The organism is Chryseobacterium shigense, from assembly GCF_014207845.1.
Taxonomy (GTDB): Bacteria; Bacteroidota; Bacteroidia; order Flavobacteriales; family Weeksellaceae; genus Chryseobacterium; species Chryseobacterium shigense_A.
Genome location: NZ_JACHLC010000001.1, coordinates 549,069 through 575,876 on the forward strand (window position 1 = coordinate 549,069; position 26,808 = coordinate 575,876).

26 protein-coding genes are annotated in these 26,808 nt (G+C 36.7%); 9 read left to right on the plus strand and 17 right to left on the minus strand.

Features of this window, described 5'->3' with window-relative positions:
- Positions 1–79: 79 nt before the first annotated feature.
- The gene (locus tag HNP36_RS02430) at positions 80–832 is read left to right on the plus strand and encodes an SDR family oxidoreductase (RefSeq protein WP_184160815.1); all 753 of its coding nucleotides are present in this window, start codon (positions 80–82) and stop codon (positions 830–832) included.
- 110 nt (positions 833–942) lie between these two features.
- Here HNP36_RS02430 and HNP36_RS02435 read toward each other — a convergent pair whose 3' ends face one another.
- The 15 genes from HNP36_RS02435 to HNP36_RS02505 all read right to left on the minus strand — a co-directional run bounded on the left by HNP36_RS02435 (position 943) and on the right by HNP36_RS02505 (position 13,768).
- Positions 943–1,254 (minus strand): hypothetical protein, encoded by a 312-nt coding sequence (locus tag HNP36_RS02435; RefSeq protein WP_184160811.1) that lies wholly within the window; start codon positions 1,252–1,254, stop codon positions 943–945.
- A gap of 65 nt (positions 1,255–1,319) precedes the next feature.
- Entirely contained in the window at positions 1,320–2,273 is a 954-nt protein-coding gene (locus HNP36_RS02440; protein ID WP_184160807.1) for a protein-glutamine glutaminase, read from the minus strand.
- A gap of 326 nt (positions 2,274–2,599) precedes the next feature.
- Positions 2,600–3,202 carry a short chain dehydrogenase gene (locus tag HNP36_RS02445; protein WP_184160804.1) on the minus strand — a complete coding sequence of 201 codons (603 nt, stop codon included), beginning with the start codon at positions 3,200–3,202 and terminating at the stop codon, positions 2,600–2,602.
- Between the two features lie 59 nt (positions 3,203–3,261).
- Complete coding sequence (locus HNP36_RS02450; protein WP_184160801.1) at positions 3,262–4,125, minus strand: helix-turn-helix domain-containing protein; 864 nt, start codon at positions 4,123–4,125, stop codon at positions 3,262–3,264.
- Positions 4,126–4,167: 42 nt separating this feature from the next.
- The gene (lipB, locus tag HNP36_RS02455; RefSeq protein WP_184160797.1) at positions 4,168–4,902 is read right to left on the minus strand and encodes a lipoyl(octanoyl) transferase LipB; all 735 of its coding nucleotides are present in this window, start codon (positions 4,900–4,902) and stop codon (positions 4,168–4,170) included.
- A 32-nt stretch (positions 4,903–4,934) separates the two neighbouring features.
- A complete protein-coding gene (trpA, locus tag HNP36_RS02460; RefSeq protein WP_184160795.1) occupies positions 4,935–5,669 on the minus strand; it encodes a tryptophan synthase subunit alpha in 735 nt (244 codons plus the stop codon).
- A 115-nt stretch (positions 5,670–5,784) separates the two neighbouring features.
- A complete protein-coding gene (gene trpB / locus HNP36_RS02465) occupies positions 5,785–6,969 on the minus strand; it encodes a tryptophan synthase subunit beta (RefSeq protein ID WP_184160792.1) in 1,185 nt (394 codons plus the stop codon).
- 90 nt (positions 6,970–7,059) lie between these two features.
- Positions 7,060–7,584, minus strand: a complete 525-nt coding sequence (locus tag HNP36_RS02470; protein WP_184160789.1) for a hypothetical protein — start codon at positions 7,582–7,584, stop codon at positions 7,060–7,062.
- Between the two features lie 29 nt (positions 7,585–7,613).
- Positions 7,614–8,273 (minus strand): phosphoribosylanthranilate isomerase, encoded by a 660-nt coding sequence (locus HNP36_RS02475; protein WP_184160787.1) that lies wholly within the window; start codon positions 8,271–8,273, stop codon positions 7,614–7,616.
- Positions 8,274–8,283: 10 nt separating this feature from the next.
- On the minus strand, positions 8,284–9,063 hold the full coding sequence (gene trpC, locus HNP36_RS02480; protein WP_184160784.1) for an indole-3-glycerol phosphate synthase TrpC: 780 nt from the start codon (positions 9,061–9,063) through the stop codon (positions 8,284–8,286).
- A 48-nt stretch (positions 9,064–9,111) separates the two neighbouring features.
- Positions 9,112–10,101: an anthranilate phosphoribosyltransferase gene (gene trpD / locus HNP36_RS02485; RefSeq protein WP_184160781.1), complete on the minus strand. Its 990-nt coding sequence runs from the start codon at positions 10,099–10,101 to the stop codon at positions 9,112–9,114.
- A 38-nt stretch (positions 10,102–10,139) separates the two neighbouring features.
- The gene (locus HNP36_RS02490) at positions 10,140–10,709 is read right to left on the minus strand and encodes an anthranilate synthase component II (RefSeq protein ID WP_184162304.1); all 570 of its coding nucleotides are present in this window, start codon (positions 10,707–10,709) and stop codon (positions 10,140–10,142) included.
- A gap of 95 nt (positions 10,710–10,804) precedes the next feature.
- Complete coding sequence (locus HNP36_RS02495) at positions 10,805–12,229, minus strand: anthranilate synthase component I family protein (RefSeq protein ID WP_184160778.1); 1,425 nt, start codon at positions 12,227–12,229, stop codon at positions 10,805–10,807.
- 251 nt (positions 12,230–12,480) lie between these two features.
- Entirely contained in the window at positions 12,481–13,125 is a 645-nt protein-coding gene (locus tag HNP36_RS02500) for a hypothetical protein (RefSeq protein ID WP_184160775.1), read from the minus strand.
- 73 nt (positions 13,126–13,198) lie between these two features.
- Positions 13,199–13,768, minus strand: coding sequence for a hypothetical protein (locus tag HNP36_RS02505; protein WP_184160772.1), 570 nt, complete (start codon positions 13,766–13,768; stop codon positions 13,199–13,201).
- Between the two features lie 229 nt (positions 13,769–13,997).
- On the opposite strand from HNP36_RS02505, the gene HNP36_RS02510 reads away from it, so the two are divergent.
- From HNP36_RS02510 to lysS, 4 genes are all read left to right on the plus strand, one after another.
- Positions 13,998–14,222, plus strand: a complete 225-nt coding sequence (locus HNP36_RS02510; protein ID WP_184160769.1) for a hypothetical protein — start codon at positions 13,998–14,000, stop codon at positions 14,220–14,222.
- A complete protein-coding gene (locus tag HNP36_RS02515; protein WP_184160766.1) occupies positions 14,222–14,596 on the plus strand; it encodes a c-type cytochrome in 375 nt (124 codons plus the stop codon). The genes HNP36_RS02510 and HNP36_RS02515 overlap by 1 nt, the downstream gene beginning before the upstream one ends.
- A 3-nt stretch (positions 14,597–14,599) precedes the next feature.
- A complete protein-coding gene (gene rlmF / locus HNP36_RS02520) occupies positions 14,600–15,526 on the plus strand; it encodes a 23S rRNA (adenine(1618)-N(6))-methyltransferase RlmF (RefSeq protein ID WP_184160763.1) in 927 nt (308 codons plus the stop codon).
- Between the two features lie 184 nt (positions 15,527–15,710).
- Positions 15,711–17,408, plus strand: coding sequence for a lysine--tRNA ligase (lysS, locus tag HNP36_RS02525; protein WP_184160760.1), 1,698 nt, complete (start codon positions 15,711–15,713; stop codon positions 17,406–17,408).
- A 58-nt stretch (positions 17,409–17,466) separates the two neighbouring features.
- On the opposite strand, the gene HNP36_RS02530 is transcribed toward lysS, so the two are convergent.
- Both HNP36_RS02530 and HNP36_RS02535 read right to left on the minus strand, forming a co-directional pair.
- On the minus strand, positions 17,467–18,471 hold the full coding sequence (locus HNP36_RS02530) for a cytochrome d ubiquinol oxidase subunit II (protein ID WP_184160757.1): 1,005 nt from the start codon (positions 18,469–18,471) through the stop codon (positions 17,467–17,469).
- Entirely contained in the window at positions 18,468–19,811 is a 1,344-nt protein-coding gene (locus tag HNP36_RS02535) for a cytochrome ubiquinol oxidase subunit I (RefSeq protein WP_184160753.1), read from the minus strand. The genes HNP36_RS02530 and HNP36_RS02535 overlap by 4 nt, the downstream gene beginning before the upstream one ends.
- Positions 19,812–20,040: 229 nt before the next feature.
- Between HNP36_RS02535 and gyrB the strand changes: the two genes are divergently transcribed.
- The 4 genes from gyrB to HNP36_RS02555 all read left to right on the plus strand — a co-directional run bounded on the left by gyrB (position 20,041) and on the right by HNP36_RS02555 (position 26,806).
- A complete protein-coding gene (gene gyrB / locus HNP36_RS02540) occupies positions 20,041–21,975 on the plus strand; it encodes a DNA topoisomerase (ATP-hydrolyzing) subunit B (protein ID WP_184160750.1) in 1,935 nt (644 codons plus the stop codon).
- Positions 21,976–22,059: 84 nt separating this feature from the next.
- Positions 22,060–22,485 (plus strand): DUF5684 domain-containing protein, encoded by a 426-nt coding sequence (locus tag HNP36_RS02545; RefSeq protein WP_184160747.1) that lies wholly within the window; start codon positions 22,060–22,062, stop codon positions 22,483–22,485.
- A gap of 450 nt (positions 22,486–22,935) precedes the next feature.
- The gene (locus HNP36_RS02550; protein WP_184160744.1) at positions 22,936–24,873 is read left to right on the plus strand and encodes a DUF3857 domain-containing protein; all 1,938 of its coding nucleotides are present in this window, start codon (positions 22,936–22,938) and stop codon (positions 24,871–24,873) included.
- Positions 24,874–24,913: 40 nt separating this feature from the next.
- A complete protein-coding gene (locus tag HNP36_RS02555) occupies positions 24,914–26,806 on the plus strand; it encodes a DUF3857 domain-containing protein (protein ID WP_184160741.1) in 1,893 nt (630 codons plus the stop codon).
- Positions 26,807–26,808 lie beyond the last annotated feature (2 nt).

A 26,808-nucleotide genomic window follows, 5' to 3' on the forward strand; every position in this document is an offset into this window, starting at 1 on the left:
TCATCTTTTTCAGCAGGAATCGGATTTTTTGGGAAGTTCTTTATTTCAAACTTTGTATTGGAATTTTAAACAAAAAACAATGCAGAGATTTACAAACAAAACAGCCCTGATTACCGGCGGAACCAATGGAATGGGATTTGCAACGGCACGGCAATTCATCAATGAAGGCGGAAATGTCATCATTACAGGACGAAGTGAAGAAACAGTAGATAAAGCTTTAAAAGGGTTAGGTAACAAAGCTTCAGGAATCATTTCAGATGCGGGAAGCATGAAAGATCTTATGAATTTACAGCAGGAAGTAAAAAAGTATACGGAAACCATCGAAGTACTCTTCGTTAATGCAGGTTACGGGAAATTTTCACCCATTGAAAATGTAGATGAGAATCACTTTAATGAGCTTTTCAATATGCTTGTTAAAGGGCCTTTCTTCACGGTTCAGCAAATGTTGCCTTTAATGGGGAAGGGAAGCTCAGTTATTTTCAATACTTCGGTAGCAACTGAGATTGCCATGCCCAATTTTTCAATTTATTCTGCGGCAAAATCGGCAGTACAGTCTTTTATTAGAACCTTTGCAGCAGAGCTTACAGAACGTGGAATACGGGTGAACGGAATCAGTCCCGGGCATATTAAAACCAATATTTTTAATAATACAGGCTTGAATGCCGAAGAGATTGAAAATGCAGTACATGATATTATTTCCACGATTCCTTTTAAAAGGCAGGGTGAGCCCACAGAAATTGCCAATAGCGTGCTGTTTCTGGCTTCGGAGGAGGCTTCTTACATTCATGGGGCGGAAATTAAAGTAGATGCGGGAATTTCCGTCATAAGATAATTAAAAGTCCCTGTCATATCAATGACAGGGAGATTTTGAAGGATATCATTTGATTTTCCTCTTCAGTTTGCTTTTAAGTGCAGTATATTTTAAGGGAAAAGATAGTCAAATCAAGGGATTTCATTGATCTGTTTTATGATATTTGTATTGTTTTCGATACCTATATTATATGCTTTTCCTTTTTTATGACCCTGATTTGCTTTTTCAAGGAGTGCTTTATAATCAGCTCCTTTTTTAGACAGGTAAAAAATCTGCGGACTTATTCCAATGGATATACGTGTGAATTCTTCCGGTTTCTCCGGATCTTTAGTGACATCAGTAATGACTGAATTATTATACCAGGTCAGATTTTGCGAACCTGAAGTACCGGAACAGGAAGTGATCATAAATAATAGAAATAGTATATAAGTCCAGATTTTCATAGAAAAATATTTAGCAAACAGCTTCTACAACTGAGTTTAAAATTGCAGAAGCTGTTTTAAGTTAATTAGAATCCACAGCTTGCCACACTTGGGGCCGGCGATGGAGAGCACCCTGAAAGTAATGAGAATTTAGTCAGTACACAATTGGTATTGATTAAATTATCATCATAAAGATAAGATGCTGACGGGCTTCTGTAATACACGCTCCCTGTAGTATTCGCATAGGAAGATACGGACGCGGATCCACACGAAGTATTGATACAGGCATTTCTCCAGGCAGTATCTGTAACAGGTCCGCTAGAGAATAGGGAAGGATCTATGATTCTTTTTTCAGTAACACCTGATGCATTTTTATAGCTTACCAGAATGGCAACGTGATAACTCCATGATACGCAGCATGTTCCTGTAGATGCTTTTAAATTTCCGTATACAAACTGTTTCTCACAGTCGTAGCCGTTGTTAATCAGGATTTGTCGCATTTTGTGGGCTCTTGCGTAACATCCGTCTACAGGATATCTGAATGTGATGCACGGTGAAGATGCTGTGGAAGTACCGCAGGCCTGGTTTTTGATCAGGTTGAACATACTGTTTAAGGTAGCCACATTAGGAAGAACACTGGTTAACTTGTTGGTTTCACTTTTAGCCTGCTTGGTATAGGCAGATTTGAAAAAGCGGATATCTTCCTCATTCCCTTTCTCTACTTTGGTAATTTCATGAGTGTTGGGTTTGATAAAAACCTGGATAGGAGTTTCATTTTTTACAGCTTCCCGGATCAGGCTGATGTACTTTTCATTTTCCTCCGTTGGCGTAATGGTGTAGAACTGTGCAGTAACAATAAATGATACTTTCAGTGTCCCGTTTTCATCTTCTATCCCTACCGGAATGGTTTTTCCAAGATCTGTAAATGTTTTGTCGATTGTTTCGTTCTGACTCATCTGCTGTTCTGCACCGGAGTCCGTACAGGAATTAAATGACATAGCTGCCACAAATACCATTACTGATAAAAGAAATTTTTTCATAATTCTCATAATTTGGTGGTTAATAATACAATGTATTGATCTAAGTTTTGGTGTGTATTGTTTTTAAAAGGAATTTATTATAAATAATAGTTCACTTTATTGTGATATTAAAAGTAAATAAAAATTGCATCCTGGCAAATTATTTTTGAATAAAAATTCAATTATCTTTATTTTATTTGAATAATAGTAATGTTTAAAGTGTTTATAGTTGATTTTTATTGTTAATATCTCAAAAAGGTTTAATAGTTATAAAAATATAAAACATCCCGCAAATTTGGATTGTAGGATGTTTTGTGGAAAGAAAATTATTTTGCAGATGGCCTTATTTATGAGTAAACTTTTAAAACCTTGCCATTTACAGCTCCCAAAATGCTTAAAATATAGGCATTGACTATCTTACTCATCGGAGCGAGATTATACCCGGGAAATAAACCTTTATACCTTTCGAAGCTGTCTTCAACAAGTCCGGGGCTTACGGCATTAATTCTCAAACCGTTTTTCAGTTCCTGTGCCGATGCAAGTACGAAACTGTTAACAGCTCCGTTAATCATGGCTACTGCGGTTCCGTTTTTTGCAGGATGCTCTGAGGCGATTCCGGATGTGAGGGTAAATGAACCTTCTCTGGACAGGAAGTTTTTCCCGATAAGTACAAGATTCATCTGGCCTATTAGCTTTCCTTGTATTCCGGGCAACATATCTTCTTCCGTCATTGAATAATAATCACCATAAAAACCGGTTCCTGCCGTGCATACACAGGCATCAATGGTTTTCAGCTCTTCAAACATTTTTAGAATTGAATTTTTATCAGAAATATCTACCCTGATGTCTCCGCTGTTTCTGCCGGCTGTAATTACTTCATGAGTATCCTGTAAAGATTCTTTTACTTTTTTCCCGATGGTTCCGTTACCACCTACCAATACTATTTTCATATAATTTTTTATTCAAAATTAATGATTGGGGCAGGGGGTGGGTTAGTATAAAAAGTTCATTATGTAGAACAATTGGTCCGGAATTCGGAAGGGGTAAGTCCGTAGGTATTTTTAAATAATCTCGTAAAATAAGAAGAATTGTCGAATCCGCATTGATCTGAAATCTGTGAAATTGTTTCTTGGGTGTTGTTTAAAAGAAGTCTGGCATGTTCCAGGCGTTTCAGGTTGATCCATTTTTTAGGAGGAGAACCATATATTGTGTTGAATTCTCTTTTAAAGGTAGAAATACTTCTGTTGGTAAGCCCTGCAAGATCCTCAAGGGACAGCTTCTGAAATAAATACTTTTCAACTGTATAGGTCAGATTTTCAGCTGATGTTGAAAGTACGGAACTCCAGAAAGGCATTGTCTGTGGGAGTGGCATTGTTTTGAGGATATACAGCAAAATTTCCTTTTGCTTAAGAAGTAAAATCCCTTTGTCTTTTAAGCTGTTATCGGTGAAGTATTCCTTTAGCTGCTCTTTATATATTTCAATGATTTTATTGGTGGAAAGTTTTAGAAACCGGGCATTAGAAACAGCGTGGCTGATATTCAGTCCATATTCTGAGATCACTTCCCATACAGTCTGAGGGTTAAGAAATAATAAAATAGCTTCAAAATTGAGTCCTTCCTCAAAATATTCTGCCATTGCATAAATCCCTTTCCTTAAGAAAATGATCTCATTGGAATTGACTGTTATTGTTTCATTGTCTATATGCAGATGCTTATTCCCCCTTAAAATAAATACCAGTGTATCCTGCGTAAGGAAAACTGTTTTGGTTGTTGTTGTATTCTCCCTTTTAAATTTGGCAAAGAAAGTATTTTCAACAACCAGGAAAGTATTGTCATTTACATCAGCTTTTTTAGGGGGAAAATGAAAAATCATGGTTGGCCTGTAAAGATTTCTACCCTGTTATTTGATGTACTATTAAACCGCTTTGGTAACAAGCTCTGCTTCAAAAACATCTGCAAAATGCTTTCTGATCTTTGCTTTCAGGTCTTCCATTTCTTCAGGAGAAAGTTCTCTTTCAAGCTCTCTTTTCAGGGAGGTTACCTGCTTATCTTTAATTCCGCAGGGAATTATGTATTCAAAATAACGCATATCTGTATTCACATTCAAAGCAAAACCATGAAGGGTAACCCACCGTGAAGCTTTTACACCCATCGCACAGATCTTTCTGGCATAAGGTTTTCCTACATCCAGCCATACACCGGTTTCTCCCTGTGAGCGCTCTCCTTTAAGACCATATTCACCAATAGTCCGGATAATTACTTCTTCCAGATTTCTCATATATAAATGAATGTCTGTAAAGAAGTTTTCAAGATCCAGTACCGGGTAACCTACAACCTGCCCGTAGCCGTGATAGGTAATATCTCCGCCACGGTTCACTTTTACGAAAGTAGCATCAATTTCTTTCAGTTTGTCGATGCCGGCCAGCATGTTTTCTTCATGGCCGCTTTTTCCTAATGTGTAAACATGAGGATGTTCTACCAGTAAAAAGTGATTGGGAGTGGTTATATGCTGTTCCGTGGGTAAATCGCGGTTTTTTATTTTGGTATCAATGATGTTCTTCATCAGGCTCTCCTGGTAATCCCAGGCGGGCTGATATTCTTTTATACCCAGATCTTCGAATTCTACTGATTTATTTTGATTTGTATTCATACCATTTTTCTGACATACAAATTTAGTGAATTTTAACCTTTCACAGCATGGATAAAATCTATGGCAGCATTCTTCCAGTCTTTATGGTTCAGCAGGGTACTGACAAAGGCTGTTCCTATAATTCCACCGGCAGCTTTTTCTGTGACATTTTCGAAATCGTCTTTTGATTTGATCCCAAAACCTATCATCACAGGATTTTTGATGGGAAGAGAAGCAAGCCTTGACAAATAGTTTTCATTTTTCAGCACGGCATTGTCATTTCCTGTCGTAGATGATGAACTTACCGCGTACAAAAATCCTGAACTTAAAGAATCCAGATACAGAATTCTTTCATCCGATGTTTCAGGGGTAACCAGAAACGTAAAATTAAGGTTATAATTTTTTAAGATTGACTGATAATTATTTTCAAATTCAATAGGGGGAAGATCAGGAATGATAAGCCCTGAAACACCACTTTCTGAACATTCCCGGCAGAATCTTTCAAAGCCAAAGCTCAATACAGGATTGATGTATCCCATCAGAATAACAGGAATATGAATGTCATTTTTTACGGTTTTCAGCTGGAAAAACAGTTTTTCAATAGTCATTCCGTTTCTTAAAGCCAGCTCGTGAGCCTGCTGAATCACCAGACCGTCCGCCACAGGATCAGAATAAGGCATTCCGATTTCCATCATATCAGCACCGGAATTTTGAATGAGCTTTATAATATCAGCGGTATCTTCCAGTTGTGGAATTCCTGCTGTGAAATATATATTTAGTTTTTTCATTTCTTTTATAATAGAGGTTAGAAATTAGAAGTTAGAAATTAGAAGTTAGAAGTTAGAAGTTAGAAGTTAGAAGGGAATATTACAATTCAAAGTTGGAGAAACTAATTTCTAATCTCTAACTTCTAATTTCTCTTAAATACGTTTCCATATCCTTATCTCCGCGTCCGCTCAGGCAGATCACGATAATCTCATCTTCACCAAATTTCTTTTTATCTAAAACGGCAAGCGCATGGGAGCTTTCCAATGCCGGGATAATTCCTTCCAGCTTTGTCAGTTCAAAAGCAGATTTTAAAGCTTCCTCATCATTAATGCTGAAGAATTCCGCCCGTTTTTCTTTAAACAAATGAGCATGGAAAGGGCCTATTCCCGGGTAATCAAGACCGGCAGAGATGGAATGGGGTTCAATGACCTGTCCGTCTTCTGTCTGCATCACAAGGCTTTTGCTTCCGTGAAGAACACCTAATGTGCCCAGGAAAGTTGTGGCAGCAGATTTTCCAGAATTAACACCCAGACCGCCGGCTTCCGCAGCAATGATTTTCACGTCCTTTTCTTCTACAAAATGATAAAAAGTCCCTGCAGCATTGCTTCCTCCGCCTACACAGGCAATTACGTAATCAGGATTTTTTCTTCCGGTTTTCTCTTGCAGCTGTTCCCTGATCTCCTTCGAAATGATACTTTGAAATCTGGCTACCAGATCCGGAAAAGGGTGGGGTCCAACTACACTTCCTATCACGTAATGAGTGGTCACGGGATTATTGATCCAGTCTCTGAGGGCTTCATTTACAGCATCTTTCAGGGTTTTTGAACCGGATGTTGCAGGAATAACTTCTGCACCCAGCATTTTCATTCTTGCTACATTCGGGGCCTGGCGCTGAATATCGACTTCTCCCATATAAACGATGCATTCCAGGCCAAGCAGGGCGCAGGCCGTAGCTGTGGCCACTCCGTGCTGTCCGGCTCCTGTTTCGGCAATAATTCTGTTTTTTCCGAGGCGCTTTGCCAGAAGAACCTGTCCCAGGGCATTATTGATTTTATGGGCTCCTGTATGGTTGAGGTCTTCTCTTTTTAAATAAATCCGGGTATTGTATTTTTGGCTTAAATTTTTAGCAAAGTAAAGCGGTGTAGCGCGTCCTACATAGTTTTTAAGCAGATCCTGGTATTCGTTCTGAAATTCTTCAGATTCTATGATCTTAAGATAGTTTTTTTGCAGCTCCTCTACATTCGGGTAAAGCATTTCAGGGATGAAAGCGCCTCCAAATTCACCATAATATCCGTGTTCATCGGGGTTTTTATAATTCATTGTAGTATTCTTTAATAATTAAATAAGCGGTTATTTCGTTTTATTCAGCCTCAGAGCCTTAAAATAGATTTTGTTTCATCGCCGGGCTTTTTAATTTGATAATTCATCGGTTAAACTGTTGATGAATTCTATGTTGTGATTCCGTTGCTGTCTTGTAATCAGTTTTTTATGATGAAGCAGTTCAATTTTACTGATCAGATCAATTAAAGTGGCGATATCTATTTTGGATTCATACATGGTAATGGCTATTTCCAGGTTGTCGATCAGGAAATAAGGATCATAATCTTCATAAAGCAGAAAAATTTTGGCATAAATCTTTCCCAGGTCATATTTTACGTTTGCTTTAACGTGATTGTCTAAAAATTTGTCGGAAATAATTACAAGATAGTAGCTGTTCCACAAACCGATTCTTTCAAAGAAGTATTGAATATCACTTTCATCAAAATTTTTAATAATTTCTATAAATTCCTGAAGCTGTCCGTCTATGCTCCAATATTCCGTGTCACTATCATTTTGAGAAACAAAATTATATAGTGCCTGTATTTTTTTATTTCCAAATTTAGTCGGAAATAGTGTTTTATAAAATGTCTTTTTCAGCCGACGTATATTCATCATCCTTCGTGTGTATTTTTTTAGTGGTTCTTTCAGAACGCTTTCGAAATGAATTTTTTTATTTTTTCCAGGTCTTTTATTCCCGGTTGCAGTTCAAATTTTGAATTGATATCTGTTACAAAAGGCTTCCTGAGCAGATGGGCTGTATCTTTTATATTTTCCTCTGATATTCCACCACTTAAAAAATAGGGAAGCGGGATCTCCAATTCATTCAGTATCATCCAGTCGAACTGTTTTCCTGTTCCTCCAAAGGCTTTACTGTCCGTATCAAAAAGGAAGTAATCTGCTATTGAAAGGTAGGAGTTCATCATTTGTTGTATTTTTTTTATGGTTTCCCGGTCATTGCCTCCAACTCGTATCACCTTTATAATTTTAATTTCTGATCCTATATTCTGCTTTAATTCAGCAATAAAATCCTCATTTTCGTCACCGTGAAGCTGGATCAGGTTTAATCCTGCTTTTTCTGCGATATCTGCAATTTTATCTGTTTTTTCATTGACAAAAACTCCTGTTTTTCCCGGATGGTCAATTTTTGAGATATCCTGCAGATTCAAGTGATTCAGAACATATCTTGGTGATTTTTCATAGAAAATAAACCCAAGAAAATCTGTTTTCATGGATATCAGCTCTTGAATCTGGTCCAATTGTGTCAATCCGCATACTTTCAGTTTAGATTGCTGATCTTTATTCATTGTTAAATTGCTAAACAGTTATGTTGGAAGCAAACTCAGCGAATTTGCCTGCCGGATCTTCATTTTTCATAAAATATTCTCCCATCAGGAAACCATCAAATCCTTTTTCCTTTAAATATTTAAAATCTTCGACATTGTAAATTCCACTTTCTGCAACAGATACAACACCTTTCGGAAGCTGGTCTTTTAAAAGAACGGAATGCTGAAGATCAACCTTGAAATCCTTTAAATTTCTATTATTGATGCCCACAAGATCAATCTCAGCATTGAAATGTTTCAGCTCATCTTCTGTATGAATTTCCAGAAGGGTTTCCATACCAAGCTGATGTGCTAATTGCGTAAATTCAAGAACCTGACCGGGAGAAAGGCAGGCTGCAATCAGTAAAACAGCATCGGCACCGATACTTTTGGCTTCATAAAACTGGTATTCGTCCACCATGAAATCTTTTCTGAGGACAGGAATGTTAATATGGTTTCTTACCTTTAAAATATCATCAAAGCTTCCTCCGAAAAAATCTGTATCCGTCAGGATTGAAATCCCGGATGCTCCAAAGTTTTCATAGGCAGAAACAACTTCCAAAGGCTGAACTTTATCATTGATGATTCCTTTTGAAGGGGATTTTCTTTTAAATTCAGCAATAATTCCGCTTTTGTTTTGAACGGATTCTTTAAGGGATAAATTTTGTCTTCCAAAAAATTCAGAATTCTTAAGACCGTCAATTGAAATTTTCGCCTTTGAAACCGCAATTTCTTCTTTTTTCCTTTCAATAATTTTATCCAGTATTGTCATGTGTTTGTTTCTTTGTTAGAAGTGTTACGGAATACCGCAATCTTACTGTTAACCATTAATCAATAATTCCAGGCTTCTCAGTGCTTTTCCGCTTTCCAGGCTTTCTTTGGTTAGGGCAATGCAATCTTCATAGGTTCCGAATTTCCGGGTGTGGAAAAGAGCGGTTGATGCATTCGCAAGAACCACAGAATTTTGTTGTACCGTACCTTTTCCTTCCAGAATATTCCTGAAAATCTTTGCAGATTCCTGGGGAGTTTCACCTCCTTTAATGCTTTCCGGACTTACAGAATCAAAGCCCAGATCTTCGGCAGAATGGATCTCTTCACCACTTTTTGTAATGATCTTAGTGTCCTGGGTCAGGCTTATTTCATCATATCCGTCAAGGCCATGTACAAGAATAAATTCGCGTTCTTCTTTTTGCAGAAGATATTGATAGATCCTTGCAATTTCAAGGTTATAAACTCCAATGACCGAATATTTTGGTTTCGCAGGATTAACCAGCGGTCCCAGAAGATTAAAAAATGTTCTCAATCCCAATGCTTTCCTTAATGCACCAACAGACTGAAGTGCAGGATGAAAGTAAGGAGCGTGCAGGAAACAGATATTGGCTTTTTCAAGATCTTTATTCAACTGATCTGAATCTTTTTTGAACTGATAGCCGAGCTCTTCCATTACATTGGATGATCCGGTAGTGGCAGAAGCTCCGTAATTCCCGTGTTTTGCCACTTTCTGTCCCGTCCCGGCAACTACAAAGCTTGCCAGAGTTGAGATATTGATCGTATTTTTCCCGTCTCCTCCGGTTCCTACAATATCTATGGTATCTATAGCATCAAGTTTTACAGGAACAGTCATCTGGAGCAGTGCTTCCCTGAAACCTTCCAGTTCCTGCAAGGTAATATTCCGCATCAGAAATACGCTGATGAAGGCAGTTACTTCTGCGGAATTGAATTTATTCTGAGCAATCTCGATCATCATAGCCTTTGCCTCGGATTTGGATAAGGTCTGATGGTTGAACAGGTATTGGAGAATCTCTTTCATCTGAGGTTTTTTTATAGTGTTGAATATTTCTGTAGTTTTCAATGTAAAAGGAAATTTTTGATGATAACCTCTCCATCAGGAGTTAAAATGCTTTCAGGATGGAACTGTACGCCGTGAACATCATAGGTTTTATGCTGCAATGCCATAATCATCCCATCTTTATCTACCGCGGTAATTTCCAGCTCTTCCGGAAAACCTTCAGGATTTACTGCCCAGCTGTGATACCTTCCCACTTCTATTCCCGAAGACAGGTTCTTAAAAATCTTGGTATTTTCCTTAACCAGTTCGGCAGAAGTTGCCACCCCATGGAAAATTTCTGAGAGATTGATCAGGCTTCCTCCAAAAGCCTCCGCAATGGCCTGCTGCCCGAGACACACTCCCAGAATACTTTTCGTAGGAGCATATTCTCTGATGAGGTTCAGCAGAATGCCTGCTTCTTCCGGAATTCCCGGGCCAGGGGAAAGAATAATTTTATCATATTTCCCGATCTCTTCCAGAGTGATCTGATCATTTCTTACAACATCCACTTCCTGTCCCAGAATTTTTTCAATGATCTGAACCAGGTTATAGGTAAAACTGTCATAGTTATCGAAAACGAGGACTTTCAGTTGTTCGTTAGAAGCTGGTGTATTTATATCGCTGTTCATTTTTTTGTTTTTTATTGTTTGATAAAAGTGATTGGTTGCCGGTTCTCAGTTGTTTTTTAATTCATTACTAATTTACCAGCTTTGTCAACTGCTTTTTTCAATGCATTTAATTTGTTGTTGACTTCCTGCAGTTCACTTTCAGGGATGGATTTTGCGACCAGTCCGGCTCCGGCCTGATAATAAAGGGTATTGTTTCTGCTTAAAAAAGTACGGATCATAATGGCCTGGTTGCAGGTTCCGTTTAATCCTATCATACCGATACATCCGCCATAATAGCCGCGGGAATCTTTTTCATACTGGTCGATCAGTTGAAGGGCTCTGTGCTTCGGAGCACCACTTAAAGTTCCCTGGGGAAAGGTTGCTGAAACCATATCAAGAGGATTAAGATTTTCAGGAAGATCGGCAGTAACTTCGCTTACCATGTGAATGACATGGGAAAAAAGCTGAATCTCTTTCAGCTTGGTAACGGTTACATTTTTGCCCAGTTTACCAAGGTCATTTCTTGCTAAATCTACCAGCATGGTGTGTTCCGCATTTTCTTTCGGATCATTTTTTAAGGCTTCAATGGATTGAAGGTCGGTTTCCAGATGCCCGGTTCTTTTAAAGGTTCCGGCAATAGGGTGAATAACGGCTTTATTGTCTTTGATGATCAACTGGCTTTCGGGACTGGAACCGAATAATTTATAATTCCCGTAATCGAAAAAGAAAAGATACGGGGAAGGATTGATATTTCTCAACGCTCTGTACACATTGAATTCATCCCCTTTGAATTTCTGCTCAAACCTCCTGCTTAAAACCAGTTGGAAAACATCACCTCTCATGCAGTGTTTCTGTGCTGTTTTTACCAGTTCGATGTATTCTTCATCAGTAAGATTGGAGGTTTCACTGCCATCTTTTTCGAAAGGGTAGACGGGAGTGTTCTGGTTTCTGATCAGGTTTTCCAGCAGATAAAGCTCAGATTTTAAACCGGGAATCTGATTTTCAATAATATGCATTTCATCATTATAATGATTGATGGCTATCACGTATTGGTATAATCTGTAACGGAGAATGGGGATTTCCACTTCAGGGCTCTGCGGCTTTAAACTGATGTCTTCGAAAAACTGTACAGCTTCAAAACTTGTATATCCGAAAAGGCTCTGGGCCGTTTGTTCAATAGGATCATGTGTAATTTCACAATCGAAAATACTTTGGAATTCATCAAAAATATCAGTGATATTACGTTCACCTATCAATTGCTTTACAGGATCTGAGCCGGGAAGTTTTACCTCAAATTCAGTAAGGTTTTTGACTTCAATTCCTGCCACGGCATTCACTGCAATAAATGAAAAATTATGATCAATATTCTTGGAATCTGAACTTTCCAGAAGGATAGTATCCCGGAACCTGTCCCTGATCTGGAGATAAATGTTCATCGGGGTATAAAGATCTCCCAATGTTTTTCTTGAGCCGGTTTTTATTTTTATTTTCTGAGTGGTCATCTGACTTGTATTTTTTTGATTTTGGATTAAATAAAAAAAGCTTCAACGGAATCCGTCAAAGCCTATATATTGTTTATTGTAATTATGCTACTTAAGATGAGTAACATGACAATACTTCCAGACCCGACGAAGAGTTTGAAAGCCACCACCAATTATTGTTACTCGTATTTAACATAAGGCAAATGTAGAAATTTTTTTAATATAAAAGCAAAAAAATGGGCAGAAATAAAAAAACTTAATATAGGAATCCTTTATTTAAGCTGGTTCCGCTCTTTTTTTAATTCTTCAATTTTTGTTCTGTATTCTTCCTTATCATAGGATTTTACATATTCTTCCAAAGCTGAAATATATTCTTCAATGAACTCCTTATTCGTCCTGTCAGCTTCATATTTGATCTTTGCGGAGTTTACCGGAGCTATTTTCTCATATTGCAGCAAAGCGTTTCCTTCTTCAGACTGATAATAAAGAATCACAATGTTTTTCTCATATCCCGGAATGTATTTTACCGGAAAATGCTGTTCGGTTCTTGGGATTCTGATCGCATTTTCGATGGGGTAGATTGCGGCGCTGGTTGTAGAAAAATAAGTTGAGGTGTATTTTCCGTTCTGCTTCTTTACAATGGCTTCATAATCATGGATATACATGTCGTTCAATGTAGAATTGGTTTCTATGTCAGAAGTGATAATGGCCGTACTTTCAACACCGTATTTGTTTAAAAACCAGGCATTAAGGTATTGTCCGGCAACACCGTTCAGAATGGCAAGAGGAAGAACTGGGATCAGCAACCATGCTTTTTTGGTTACAAAGGAGAGCAGACCAAAAACCACCAAAAGTATGATCACCGTATAAAAACCATGATGGCTGGTAAAAAATAAAATTTTGGATATAAAGATCATTGGAAAGCCTTAGCTATTTTTTACTAAGTTAATAAAAATCAGCAGATAAAATCGGATTCAAAATATAATACTGTTACCGGAAAGTTTTACGGTAATATTGTACTCCTTTAATTCCAACAAACAACATCAACACTCCAAAAAATCCCAGTAATGCAATGGCTAAATAATTATTATTCCGGTGACTTTCATTATAATCTTTTAAAGATAAATATGGTGTGTTTTTATTATGAATTTCTACAATACTGATATTTTTTTTATACAGAAAGTTTCCCGGAAACGGAATTTTTTCTGATTTTACTATTTTTCTATAATATTCATGCTTTTCAATAAAGAACATAATCGAATCTCCCTGTTTATTATCGTTCATCAAACCATAAAGAGATGATTGGTTCAATTCAAGATCTCCAATCATAAAATTGATTTCAGGATATTCATTTAAATTAATTATTAAAGTTTTGCTTCTTCTTCCTTTTTTTATTTTAAGATCTTTTACAATACCTTTTACTTCAACAATACTGCTTCTGGTAGGTAACTCGGAGAAAGAACATTTAACTGAGAACAAAAGGAGAATAAAACCTGAAATGAATGAAATCCAGATCAGCCTGAGATTGGTTCTCTTTTCTTTTTGATAATTATTTTTCATTTGTGATTTATTTTGATAAAAGGAAGTGAAATTACATAAAAATCCTTCCCTCCAATTTGCTGGCTAAATTAATAAAATATGAAGGTTTCGTATCCGGATATTGTATCCGCAAAAATAGCCTTTTAGCTGTACGACTCATTTAATACAGTAAAATATCATTAAATGGGAAAATGTCATCCATTTAAAAGCTTATTTTTTATACTTTTGTCTAAATTTTATAGAAAAAATAATGAAAAAAGTATTAGCAATTGCATTCATCGGAAGTTTATTCGTGGTAAACTGTTCCAAGAAAACAGAGCATCCATTACAAGACAGCAACACCATGTTACCGGAACCAGACGCTCCAACCGTAGTAGACTCTACAGCTAAGAAAGCTGCTCCTGCTGCTGCAACAACTCCTGCACCGGCTACTCCTGAAGCTGCTAAAACAGATTCTGCTGCTGCGAAAAAATAATGAAAAAATTCCTTTTGATAGGAGCGGTGGGATTTCTGATCGTTTCCTGTTCTAAAAAAGAAAATACGGAGGTACCGGCTATAGCTTCTGAAACATCCGCTGTTTCTGAGCCTGCAAAAACTAATCTTTCCGGTGACCAGATCATCGAAACATTAGACTGTTCAGGGTGCCATTCCGTGAATGAAAGAATGATAGGACCTTCTTATAAAGAAATTGCAGAGAAATATTCTGAAAAAGATATTGAACTGCTGGCTTCGAAGATTATAGAAGGCGGAAGCGGAGTTTGGGGAGGTGTTCCGATGGCTGCCCATCCACAGGTATCCAAAGAAGATGCTAAAAAAATGGTAGAATATATTCTGAGTCAGAAAAAATAAACCATGTCTACCGAAAAATCCAGTCTGCACACAAGAAACCTGCATCGTGATCCCTATGATTTTGATCAGCTTATTTCTTGTGTGCCGGAACTGAAACATTATGTTTTTGTCAATAAATACCAGACAGAAACAATAAATTTCAGCATTCCTGAAGCGGTTAAATTGCTTAATAAAGCATTGCTGTTACATTTTTATAATGTTAAAAGCTGGGATATTCCTGATACCAATTTATGTCCGCCTATTCCCGGCAGGGCAGACTATATCCACTATATTGCAGATCTTTTAGCAGAAAACCGGACTGATATTCCTGCAGGAAATTCCATAACAGGTTTAGACATAGGTACGGGAGCCAATCTTGTTTATCCGTTGCTTGCTCACGGTTCTTACGGATGGAAAATGTTGGGAACGGATATTAATCAGGCTTCTTTGGAAAATGCACAGCGTATTTTAGACCATAATCAGGATTTATCACCTGTTATTCAATTGAAGAAACAATCTGATCCCAATCATATTTTCAGAAATATTATTGAGAGTGGAAACCGTTTCACATTTTCTATGTGTAATCCTCCTTTTCATGATTCCGAGGAGTCTGCACTGAAAGGAAACCTGAGAAAAACAAAAAATATCAGGAAATCTAAGCCTCAAAAGGCTCTTCTTAACTTTGGCGGACAACAATCTGAACTGTGGTGTGAAGGAGGCGAAATAGCTTTCATTACAAAAATGATTGAAGAAAGTGTTCTGTATTCTTCACAAGTTCTCTGGTTTACATGTCTGGTATCTAAAAAAGATAATCTTCATAAATTAACCACATTTTTAAAGAAAGTCAACGCCATAGATGTCAAAACCGTTGATATGGCTCAGGGGCAAAAAGTAAGCAGAATGTTAGCCTGGACGTTTATCCCTCAAAAAGACAGGAAAGATTGGTTTTAAATGTTAATGGTCAGTTTTGCTGCGTAAGTTAATGGTGAATGGGATGAAATAATTAATTCATATCTAAAATACCAACAGTCAACACCAAGCCGTGTCCGGAAATTCATTGGAAATCAAATTCAAAATTCATAATTGACAACTCACTAAAAATGCCTAAATTTGTACGCTTTTAGAAAAATAAGAAATGCAATTATCAGAACAAGAAATCATTAGAAGAGAAAAGCTGAACAAGCTTACTGAAATGGGAATTAATGCATTCCCGGCGGAGGAGTATACTATTACAGATACTACGGAATCTATAAAACAGGATTTTGCTGAGAATAAACAGGTGAAGATCGCTGGTAGATTAATGTCCCGCAGAATTCAGGGAAAGGCTTCTTTTGCTGAATTGCAGGATTCTAAAGGTAAGATCCAGGTTTATTTTAACAGGGATGAGATCTGTCCGGGTGAAGATAAAGAGCTTTATAATGAAGTGTACAAGCACCTTTTGGATATCGGAGATATTATCGGTATTGAGGGGACTTTATTCACTACTCAGGTAGGGGAAATGACTATTCTGGTAAAGAATTTTACGCTTCTTACCAAAGCTTTACGTCCGCTTCCTCAACCAAGAACAGATGAAAATGGAGTTGTACATGATGGATTTAATGATCCTGAACTGAGATACAGACAGCGTTATGTAGATTTAACGGTTAATCCGCAGGTAAAAGAGATCTTCGTAAAAAGAACAAAAATGTTCAATGCGATGAGAACTTTCTTCAACGATGCCGGATATTTTGAGGTAGAAACACCAATTTTGCAGTCGATTCCCGGTGGAGCCGCGGCAAAACCGTTTATCACCCATCACAATGCTTTAGATATTCCGTTATATTTAAGAATTGCCAATGAATTATATCTTAAAAGACTGATTGTCGGTGGTTTTGACGGTGTTTATGAGTTCTCTAAAAACTTCAGAAATGAAGGAATGGACAGAACCCATAATCCTGAATTTACAGCAATGGAGATCTATGTAGCCTACAAAGATTACAATTGGATGATGGATTTCACAGAAAAACTTCTGGAATTCTGTGCTACACAGGTAAACGGAAGTTCTGAATCCACATTCGGAGAACATACAATTAACTGGAAAGCTCCTTATCCGAGAGTTTCCATGACAGAAGCGATCCAGAAATATACAGGTTTCGATATCACAGGAAAAACAGAACAGGAATTATTCGATTTTGCCAAATCTATCGGAATTGATGTGAATGAGACAATGGGTAAAGGAAAATTAATTGATGAGATCTTCGGGGAAAAATGTGAAGGAAACTTCATCCAGCCGACCTTCATCACGGATTATCCGATTGAAATGTCTCCACTGACAAAGAAACACAGAAACAAAGAAGGCTTAACAGAGCGTTTCGAATTAATGGTTTGTGGAAAAGAAATTGCAAACGCTTATTCCGAGCTTAATGATCCAATTGACCAGAGAGAACGTTTTGAATCTCAAATGGCCTTATCTGAAAGAGGAGATGATGAAGCAATGTTCATCGATCAGGATTTCTTAAGAGCATTGGAATACGGTATGCCACCAACTTCCGGATTAGGAATCGGTATGGACAGACTTATTATGTTCTTAACGAATAATGCTTCTATTCAGGAAGTACTATTCTTTCCTCAGATGAGACCGGAAAAAACTGTTCCACAGATTGAATTGGGAGAGGATGAAAAAGTGATCCTTGAAATCCTTAATTCTCAGGAAGAAGCGATGGCTTTGACTGAAGTAAAAGACAGAAGCCAGTTATCCGGTAAGAAATGGGATAAAGCTTCCAAAACTTTGACTAAAAATAATCTGGTGAAGGTGGAGAAGATTGACGAGAATCTTTTGATGAAGTTAGCATAACTTTATTGATATATAAATAAAAAAAGACTGCTAAAAAGCAGTCTTTTTTGTTTGAACTTTACTTTCTCTGCCTGCTAAACGAAGCCATCAGATAAAACAAAAACGGAAGAATAAACAACGAACCCAACATCAAAGCCCAGCCGAGTGCTGCTATTGTCTTTTCAGGTGCCATATGTTCCAGTAATGAAAGATGCTGTCCATTTCCCAGTAAAATAATATCCGGATTATGCTGATAAGTAGCTGCCACAAGGATCATCACCATCTGAAATCCCGCCAGTGCACGCACCGGAAGCAGCTTTCGTTGATTCATAGCTCGAAGTATGAGCAATAAAGCTATAGTAGCAAAAACAATAGCCATAATTCCCAAAGGCTTTGAAAATACCCACATCAAAAGAGGAATATCTGAGATATAGGCCGTTACAAATACCAATATTCCGGTAATTACTACAAAAATCATAGTCTGCTGGGATTTTCTGATCATCAGGGTCAGATCAGCTTTATCCCGGGTTTCCCTTAATGAAAATATAGAGGCTAAATAAGCACAAAGCGAAACTGTAAACAGGCCTACGGAAACACCAAACCAGTTCAGCCAGCTGAAAATATATAAATCTAAAAATCCAATCGCATCAGGATTTATGGAATGTGAGACAGTTGCAGCAGCAATCAATCCTAAGAAAAATGGCGTTAACAGGCTGGCATAATAAAATACCTGTGTGTATAAAACCTGCATATTGTCTTTTACAGCATCATAATGCCTGAATGTAAAAGCGGTTCCTCTTGCAATAATTCCTACAAGCATCAGAACCAAAGGAATATGAAGGTAGGTTGACATTGTTGTATAAATCTCAGGAAATCCCACAAAAAGAATAACGATTGCAATGATGAGCCACATATGATTGGCTTCCCATACCGGAGCAATGGATTCATACATAATCTCTTTTGTCTTATGACGGGCCTTTTTATGGGTAAAAAGCTCTACAATTCCAGCCCCGAAATCAGCTCCGCCCAAAATAATATAAAGGCAGATGGAAAGCCATAAAAAACCTATAACAATGTAGATCATGATTTCTTGTTTTTATCGTTAAACTGAGCATCTGTAGGGTCATAAAGCTTTGGTACCATCTTGATCTGTCTTCTCAAAAGGAAAATGATAATTAAAGATAATGATACGAAAATTGCGGTAAAGAAGTAAAAAGAATACTGTATTCCCGGCATTGGTGTTACCGCATCTGCTGTCCTCATAATTCCATAGATGATCCAGGGCTGTCTTCCCACTTCGGTAACTGTCCACCCGGCTTCCAGAGCTATGTACCCGAAAGGTGTCGCAATTAAAAATGTTTTTAAAAACCAGTTTTTGTCCAGCCATTCCTTTTTAAAGAAGAAAGAGTAGAGGTATACCGCCCCGATGCAGATCATTACAACGCCGAAAAAAATCATGATTTGGAAAGCATAATGAACAACAGCTATCGGAGGCCATTCATCCCGTGGAAAATCATTTAAGCCCTTTACTTCAGAATTAAAATCATTGCTTACCAGGAAGCTTAACACTTTTGGAATTTTAACGGCATATTTTACTTCCCCTTTTTCCTCATCAGGAATGCCTCCCAATACAAATGATGCTCCTTTTTCAGTTTCAAAATGAGCTTCCATAGCAGCCAGTTTAATAGGTTGTCTTTCTGCAACGGATTTTGCAGCCACATCACCGCTTAAAGGTGCACCAAATGCCCCGATCAATGCAAACCCTGCAGCAATCCTGAACGCTTTTGTATGGAATTCCACATTCTTTTTCTTCATCATTAAAAAGGCATGAACACCTGCCACAGCAAATCCTGTTGCGCAGAAAGCCGCCACCGTCATATGAAGAGCCTGTGGAAACCATGCCTCATTGAACATAGCTTTAATAGGATCTATATTGGTGTATTGCCCATTGATATAATCAAAACCTGCAGGTGAATTCATCCACGCATTAGCAGCAACCACAAGAATACCTGAAGCCAGTCCGCTTAAACCAACCAGAAATCCACAGAACCAGTGGAACCACTTATTGAACTTTTCCCAGCCGTATAAGAAGAATCCTATGGCAATGGCTTCAATAAAAAATGCAGTTCCCTCAAGAGAAAACGGCATCCCGAAAATAGGTCCGGCGTGCTTCATAAATCCCGGCCATAAAAGGCCAAGCTCAAAAGAAAGCATAGTTCCCGAAACAGCTCCGGTGGCGAACAGGATGGCAACTCCTTTGCTCCAGGCTTTGGTAAGTCCTTTATATACTTCATTATTGGTTTTAAGGTATTTCCAGTGGGCAAAGGCCATCAGGAAGGGCATTACCATTCCCACGCAGGCAAAAATGATATGAAAACCCAGCGAAATAGCCATTTGCGCACGGGCTGCAATAAAATCATCCATATAATCAACTTTTGAGTAAATAAATTTAAGGATAAATTAGGGATATGTAATATGATTTAATACAGCCGATGTTTAAGAAATAGATCATAACTTTAAACTTTTTTAAACAAAACAACATTCTTGTTTTCTATAAAAACTCTACTTTTTTTGACATATTTTAACTTTCATAAGTCGAAAAAAATCACGATCTTTGTGAGTCTCTGCATTTGGCAGGATTTTAATAATTTATATGAGTCAGAAACAATATACAGCTAGTAGTATTCAGGCATTGGAAGGAATGGAGCACGTACGTATGCGTCCTTCAATGTACATTGGTGATGTGGGAGTAAGAGGTCTCCATCATTTGGTTTATGAAGTAGTAGATAACTCTATTGACGAAGCGTTGGCAGGATACTGCGATACGATCTTCGTTAGCATTAAAGAAGGAAACGGAATCGAGGTTAGTGATAACGGTAGAGGTATTCCGGTAGACTTCCATGAAAAAGAACAAAAATCCGCCCTTGAGGTTGTAATGACGAAAATCGGGGCCGGAGGTAAATTTGATAAAGATTCTTACAAAGTTTCCGGAGGTCTTCACGGAGTTGGGGTTTCGTGTGTTAACGCACTTTCCAATGAAATGATTACCACTGTTTACAGAGACGGGAATGTTTATCAGCAGATATATTCAAGAGGAAAAGCACAAACCGGGGTTGAAGAAATTGGTCACAGCGACAAGAGAGGTACCAAACAGTTCTTCCAGCCTGATGATAGTATCTTTACAGAACTGGTTTATAACTATGATACTTTGGCGAGCCGTTTAAGAGAGCTTTCCTACCTTAATAAAGGAATTACCATTACCCTTACCGATGAAAGAGAAACGCTGGAAGACGGTTCTTTCAAAACGGAAATTTTCTATTCTGAGGGAGGTTTAAAGGAATTCGTTGCCCATATTGACGGAAACCGTGAATCTATCATGGAGAACGTAATCTTCATGGAAGGTGAAAGAGATGATATTCCTGTGGAAGTGGCTATGCGTTATAATACTTCATTCAGCGAAAACCTTCACTCTTATGTTAATAACATCAATACCCATGAAGGAGGTACTCACCTTGCGGGTTTCAGACGTGCTTTGACGAGAACTTTGAAGAAGTATGCTGATGATTTGGGAATTCCGCAGAAAGAAAAAGTGGAAATTACCGGTGATGACTTCCGTGAAGGACTTACTGCCGTAATTTCTGTAAAGGTAATGGAACCTCAGTTTGAAGGACAGACTAAAACAAAATTGGGTAACTCCGAAGTTTCAGGTGCTGTAGATAAAATTGTTGGGGAAATGCTTACCAATTTCCTTGAGGAAAATCCTAATGAAGCTAAAATTATTGTTCAGAAAGTAGTTTTGGCGGCAAAAGCCAGACAGGCAGCTAAAAAAGCCCGTGAAATGGTTCAGAGAAAATCACCGATGGGTGGTTCAGGACTTCCGGGAAAACTGTCAGACTGTTCATCCAAAGATCCGGCAGAATCCGAATTGTTCCTGGTGGAGGGAGATTCCGCAGGTGGAACAGCTAAACAGGGTAGAGACAGACACTTCCAGGCAATTTTACCTTTAAGAGGTAAGATCCTGAACGTTGAAAAGTCAATGCTTCACAAAGTATATGATAATGAGGAGATTAAAAATATCTATACTGCCCTTGGAGTTTCTGTAGGAACAGAAGAAGACAGCAAAGCTTTAAATATGGTTAAGCTGAGATACCATAAAATTGTTATCATGACCGATGCTGATATTGATGGTTCCCACATTTCTACGCTTATTCTTACGTTCTTCTTCAGATTCATGAAAGAACTTATTGAGAACGGATATATTTATATTGCCCAGCCACCTTTATATTTATTGAAGAAAGGAAATAAGAAGATATATGCTTATAATGAGAAGGAACGGGAAGAATTTACTTTAGAAATGGCTCCGGATGGAAAAGGCGTGGAAGTTCAGCGTTACAAAGGTCTTGGAGAAATGAACCCTGAACAGCTTTGGGAAACTACGCTAAACCCTGAGCACAGAATTTTAAAACAGGTTACGATTGATAATGCAGTGGAGGCAGATAGTATATTCTCAATGTTGATGGGGGATGAAGTACCGCCAAGAAGAGAATTTATCGAAAAAAATGCAAAATATGCAAAGATTGATGCATAATTGTTATTAAAAATATATTAAAAAAAGCTTCTATGTATTAGAAGCTTTTTTTATATTTGGTGAAAACCAATAAAAAATAATACTATGTTAACTCTTTTACAAACAGACCCTTATGAAGGGATGGATTCAATGACCGGAGCAGCAGCTGCAGGGCTGGGAATAGGCACTATGATCTTCGGATTGCTGGCTTATATATTTTATGGATACTGTATGTATAAAATATTTCAGAAAGCCGGAAGACAGGATGCCTGGGCAGCTTTTATCCCGATCTACAATATTATCGTATTGCTAGATATTGTCAAGAAACCCATATGGTGGATTATCCTGTTTTTAATTCCTCTTGTTAATATTTACGCATCATGGGTTGTTAATGACAGATTGGCGAAAGGGTTTGGGAAAGAAACTCCGGTTTATACTATTCTTTTATTCTTCTTCGGTTTTATTTTTATACCAGTTCTTGCTTTAAGCAGTGATAAGTACGATAGTAACAGAATTCCAAATGACCAGTAATTAATCAAAAAAGAAATATTGAAGACTTCAGAAATGAAGTCTTTTTTTATGTCTGTTCTGTAAATAAGAATTTAATACTATCCTATAAATTAAAATATTGAAGAAAAACTATAAAACATCATTATTTAGAGATATAATCTGTTAAAATTAGTATATATAAAAATGCAGTGGTGAAGCCTTTCACATAGTATTGACATTTATTTTGAAATAAAAAATTAACATATATTAAGATTTTATTATTTTTGCTCAATTTTAATAAACATGATGAAAATTTTATTTATAGGAGCTATCTCCGGTATCTTTATATCCTGCATAAAGATTATAGTATTTATTCTTGATACCAAACTTTTATCAAAGTCAATAAAAGAGTTTTAACCTGAGGAAACTTTATATACTAATCTGATTATCTAAAATTTTATTAGCCTTCAATTATTCAATTTATAGTAACAAATGATAAAAAATATTATGATGACTCGTTATAAATTCCATATCACAATATGTGGTTTGGCCTTTAATCTGTTTTTTGGACAGCACAAATTTCTCTCTCAACCGGTCTTTAATGAAGATGATTTAAAGAAAACCAACTCATTGATAGAAAAAAGTGCCCCTGCGGAAATACTCTATAATTCTGTAAGGTATAACTTTATGCCTGATAATACCATTGAAAAAGAATATTATTCAAAAATCAAAGTATATGATAAGAAGAATGCAGAAGAATGGCTGAACATCGAAATTCCTTTATTTGTTGAAGACAGGCTGGATAAATATGACGTGAAAGTATACAATCTTACAAACGGTAAAGTAGAGAAAATTTCAATTGATAAAAAAGATCAGCTTAAAGAAAATTTTACAAAAGGCTTAAAGATCTATAAACTTGCCTTACCTAATATTCAGGATGGGGCAGTCATTGAATATAGTTATAAGATCGTAACGAGAAATGTGGTAAACCTTACTTATTTTCTGGAGTATAGTATTCCGGTTGTTTATCAGGAATATAATTTGGAATATCCGGATGATCGACTGACTTATCATTTTAACAATACAGGAAATATTATCACTCCCAAATATCATGTTTCGAGCAACGAAAATCGTTTGGGGGCATTATATAATATATTCCGTTTCGGATATGAAAATATGAAGCCTGTCCAGAAAGAAAAGTTTGTAAAAGATATAGATCGGTATCGGGGAAAAGTAAAACCGGAGTTGAAGCAATATAAAGGGAAATATTTTATCTATACTGATGCAAAAGACTGGAACGAGGTAGCAGTGCAACTTGACAGGAATGAGGAATTCGGTGGATTTCTTAAGGATAATGTAAGTAATATACTTCCGGAACAGTTAAAGAACGGCTACAATTCTGTAGAAAAGGCAGATAAGATTTTTAGTTTTGTAAAAGAAAATTACAAATGGGACAGAAAGGATGCAATATTGACTACGCAAAGTCTTAAACAGCTCCTGAAAACAAAATCCGGGAATAGTGCGGAAATTAATCTACTTCTGATCATGCTTTTAAGGCACGCAGGAATTGAAGCTAACCCTCTGCTAATTTCTACAGTAGATAATGGAATATTGAATATAGGGTCTCCAGGACTTAGTAATCTGAATTTTGTGCTGGCATCGGTAAAGATCAATGGACAAACCTATTTTTATGATGCTACATCATTTAGTTCGAGAGTAAATATTCTTCCGGAAAGAGATTGGAATGATTTCGGAATTTTAATGGAAAAAAGCAAAGGAACAAGTTTTTCATATTCCAATACAAACATCAGCAAAAAACAACAGGAGATCAAAGCAAGCCTTGACATAGATAATTCCATTGTAAAAGGAACATTTAAACAAAATGATAATGGAATGTATGCTATAGAATCTTACGACGGATTTGATGTAAATAAAGATAAATACAATCAGTCTTTTGCAACTAAGTATAATACAGATATCAAGAAAGTAGAATCAAAACTTCTCCAGGATGGAGATTTTGAATCTCAGATGGAGTTTTCAGGGAATAATTTAATGGATATTGTAGGAAATAAGATAGTAATCAATCCGCTTTTATTTCTGAATAATCAAAATGAATCCTTTAATCAAACTGATACAAGAAAATATCAGATCGATTTTATCTCTGCTTTTGAGAAAGAAAAGAAAATTGAATTGGAAATACCGGAAAACTATAAGGTTTCAAGTCTTCCAAAAGATAAAAAAATTGCTACTGATGATAAGGAAATATCTTATGAATATAAAATTGAAACTGTTGGTAACAAATTGGTCGTTACCTCAAAAGTGAATATAGGAAGCCAGAACTATCCTAAAGAATATTATCCTTTCTTTAAACAGATATGGAAAGCTATTTCAGATTCTGAAAATCAGGTAATTACTTTAGTAAAGAAATAGTAATTAACGTTAATCAATTATTTATAAAAGTTAAACTATAATGATGAAAATATTAGTTTTAGGAGCGCTTTCTATAGCCTCCTTATATTATGCACAAACTTATCCTGTTTCTGCAATTCCTGAAAACCTGAAGAAAAATGCAGATGTTGTAATAAGGAAAGATCTTACAACCGTTCAGATCAATAAGATTGACGAAATTAAATATCAGTATAATACAGTAACTACTGTTTTAAATAAAGACGGTGACTCTAAAGCCCATATTTATATTCCCTATCAGAAAGGAGATAATATTTCCGAAGTAAAAGTGACTATTTATGATGAGTCCGGGAAGAAAGTAAAGAGTTTTTCGAAATCAGATTTCGGAGACTTTGCCAATAATACTCAGGGTGTATTTTATTCGGATAACAGGATTTTAGCTTTACCGTATACTTCGGCCTATTATCCATATACCATTGATTTTTCCTACCAGATCACAGATGAGAATACTATTTTCATTCCCGATTTTGTACCCTTTTCCTCTCCGAATATCTCTCTTGAAGAAGCCCAGTTCAAAATAATCAATAAATCAGGAATTGATCTTAAGACCAAAACCTATCCCTCAAAATACAATTATACCGCAGTAATTGCAGCTGATAATGGTAATGAAAAAACTTATTCCTATAAAAATGTTCCGGCAATAGATGATATACAGATGCTGCCCCAGCCTGAAAAAATATTGCCTAAAGTAAGCTTTACTTTAGCTAAATTCAATCTGGAAGGTAAACAGGGAGCTTTGAATAACTGGACAGATTTCGGAACCTGGTATTATAGTAATCTTGTAGAGCCTGTTTCTGTATCTACTCCTGCCATTAAAGCTGAGGTAGCTGCATTGAAATTAGAAGGTTCCACAGAGGAAAAAGTGAAAAAACTTTACCAGTATATGCAGTCCAAAACAAGATACATATTTGTAGGACTGGGAATTGGCGGCTGGCTTCCGATGCCTCCCGATGAGGTAAACAAAAAAGGATATGGAGACTGTAAAGGGCTTACCAATTATATGAAGACATTATTGAACGAAGCGGGAATTCCATCTAATTACTGTGTTATTACTTCAGGTTCATCCGATATTTCTTTTGATCCCGACTTTCCATCTATGGGAGGAAATCATGCGATTTTGATGGTTCCTACGGAAAAAGGGAATATCTGGCTGGAAAACACATCCCAACAGGTTGCTTTTAACCATTTGAGCTACAATACTACAGACAGAAATGTTCTTGCCGTAACCAAAAAAGGGATAGAACTTATCAATACACCAACATATACAGCTGAACAGAATAGGGAAAAACAGACTGTTAAAATTCACCTTACGGAAGACAACAGTATCAATGGCGAAATTCAGTTTGCTTATACCGGAAGTCAGTATGATAATAATCTGGTCTATGCTTATTTATCACCAAAAGAAAGAATTGAAGCTATGAAAAAGGCATTTGACGTTCTGAATTTTGAAAAGGTGGATATGAAAGATTTCATTAATGACAAAGATAATGGAATGATAAAATTCAATGTGGATTTTAAAGCTAATAACTATTCCAAAACTACAGGAACAAATTTGATTTTCAGAGCCGTGCCTGTTTTCTCGAATAATTTTTATAAATCAGATGAGAACAGAGAACTTCCTTTTGAGATAGGGCAGTCTTTCCAGGATGAATACGAAATTGATTTTATCATTCCAAAAAATTATAAAATTGATGAAGTTCCGGAAAATGTAACCATCAATTCTGAATTTGGAACCTACAAACTGAATATTGTAAAAAACGGTGAATCTGTAAAAGTTACACGATTCATTAAAATTAACAAAGGAATATTTCCAAAAGAAAAATATAATGAATACGTAAGTTTCAGGAAAAAGACCCTGAATATGGATAATTCAAAAATATTACTGACTAAAATTTAACC

Coding starts and splice junctions, on each gene's coding strand:
- gyrB (WP_184160750.1), top strand. CDS start 20,041: ATGAGTCAGAAACAATATACAGCTAGTAGTATTCAGGCATTGGAAGGA.
- HNP36_RS02530 (WP_184160757.1), bottom strand. CDS start 18,471: ATGATCTACATTGTTATAGGTTTTTTATGGCTTTCCATCTGCCTTTAT.
- lysS (WP_184160760.1), top strand. CDS start 15,711: ATGCAATTATCAGAACAAGAAATCATTAGAAGAGAAAAGCTGAACAAG.
- trpB (WP_184160792.1), bottom strand. CDS start 6,969: ATGAATTATAAAAACCCCGATGAACACGGATATTATGGTGAATTTGGA.
- HNP36_RS02450 (WP_184160801.1), bottom strand. CDS start 4,125: ATGATTTTTCATTTTCCCCCTAAAAAAGCTGATGTAAATGACAATACT.
- HNP36_RS02505 (WP_184160772.1), bottom strand. CDS start 13,768: ATGAAAAATAATTATCAAAAAGAAAAGAGAACCAATCTCAGGCTGATC.
- HNP36_RS02470 (WP_184160789.1), bottom strand. CDS start 7,584: ATGATGAATATACGTCGGCTGAAAAAGACATTTTATAAAACACTATTT.
- rlmF (WP_184160763.1), top strand. CDS start 14,600: ATGTCTACCGAAAAATCCAGTCTGCACACAAGAAACCTGCATCGTGAT.
- HNP36_RS02545 (WP_184160747.1), top strand. CDS start 22,060: ATGTTAACTCTTTTACAAACAGACCCTTATGAAGGGATGGATTCAATG.
- trpA (WP_184160795.1), bottom strand. CDS start 5,669: ATGAAAAAACTAAATATATATTTCACAGCAGGAATTCCACAACTGGAA.
- HNP36_RS02435 (WP_184160811.1), bottom strand. CDS start 1,254: ATGAAAATCTGGACTTATATACTATTTCTATTATTTATGATCACTTCC.
- HNP36_RS02445 (WP_184160804.1), bottom strand. CDS start 3,202: ATGAAAATAGTATTGGTAGGTGGTAACGGAACCATCGGGAAAAAAGTA.
- trpD (WP_184160781.1), bottom strand. CDS start 10,101: ATGAAAGAGATTCTCCAATACCTGTTCAACCATCAGACCTTATCCAAA.
- HNP36_RS02555 (WP_184160741.1), top strand. CDS start 24,914: ATGATGAAAATATTAGTTTTAGGAGCGCTTTCTATAGCCTCCTTATAT.
- HNP36_RS02535 (WP_184160753.1), bottom strand. CDS start 19,811: ATGGATGATTTTATTGCAGCCCGTGCGCAAATGGCTATTTCGCTGGGT.
- trpC (WP_184160784.1), bottom strand. CDS start 9,063: ATGACAATACTGGATAAAATTATTGAAAGGAAAAAAGAAGAAATTGCG.
- HNP36_RS02515 (WP_184160766.1), top strand. CDS start 14,222: ATGAAAAAATTCCTTTTGATAGGAGCGGTGGGATTTCTGATCGTTTCC.
- HNP36_RS02440 (WP_184160807.1), bottom strand. CDS start 2,273: ATGAAAAAATTTCTTTTATCAGTAATGGTATTTGTGGCAGCTATGTCA.
- HNP36_RS02510 (WP_184160769.1), top strand. CDS start 13,998: ATGAAAAAAGTATTAGCAATTGCATTCATCGGAAGTTTATTCGTGGTA.
- lipB (WP_184160797.1), bottom strand. CDS start 4,902: ATGAATACAAATCAAAATAAATCAGTAGAATTCGAAGATCTGGGTATA.
- HNP36_RS02495 (WP_184160778.1), bottom strand. CDS start 12,229: ATGACCACTCAGAAAATAAAAATAAAAACCGGCTCAAGAAAAACATTG.
- HNP36_RS02430 (WP_184160815.1), top strand. CDS start 80: ATGCAGAGATTTACAAACAAAACAGCCCTGATTACCGGCGGAACCAAT.
- HNP36_RS02500 (WP_184160775.1), bottom strand. CDS start 13,125: ATGATCTTTATATCCAAAATTTTATTTTTTACCAGCCATCATGGTTTT.
- HNP36_RS02550 (WP_184160744.1), top strand. CDS start 22,936: ATGATAAAAAATATTATGATGACTCGTTATAAATTCCATATCACAATA.
- HNP36_RS02475 (WP_184160787.1), bottom strand. CDS start 8,273: ATGAATAAAGATCAGCAATCTAAACTGAAAGTATGCGGATTGACACAA.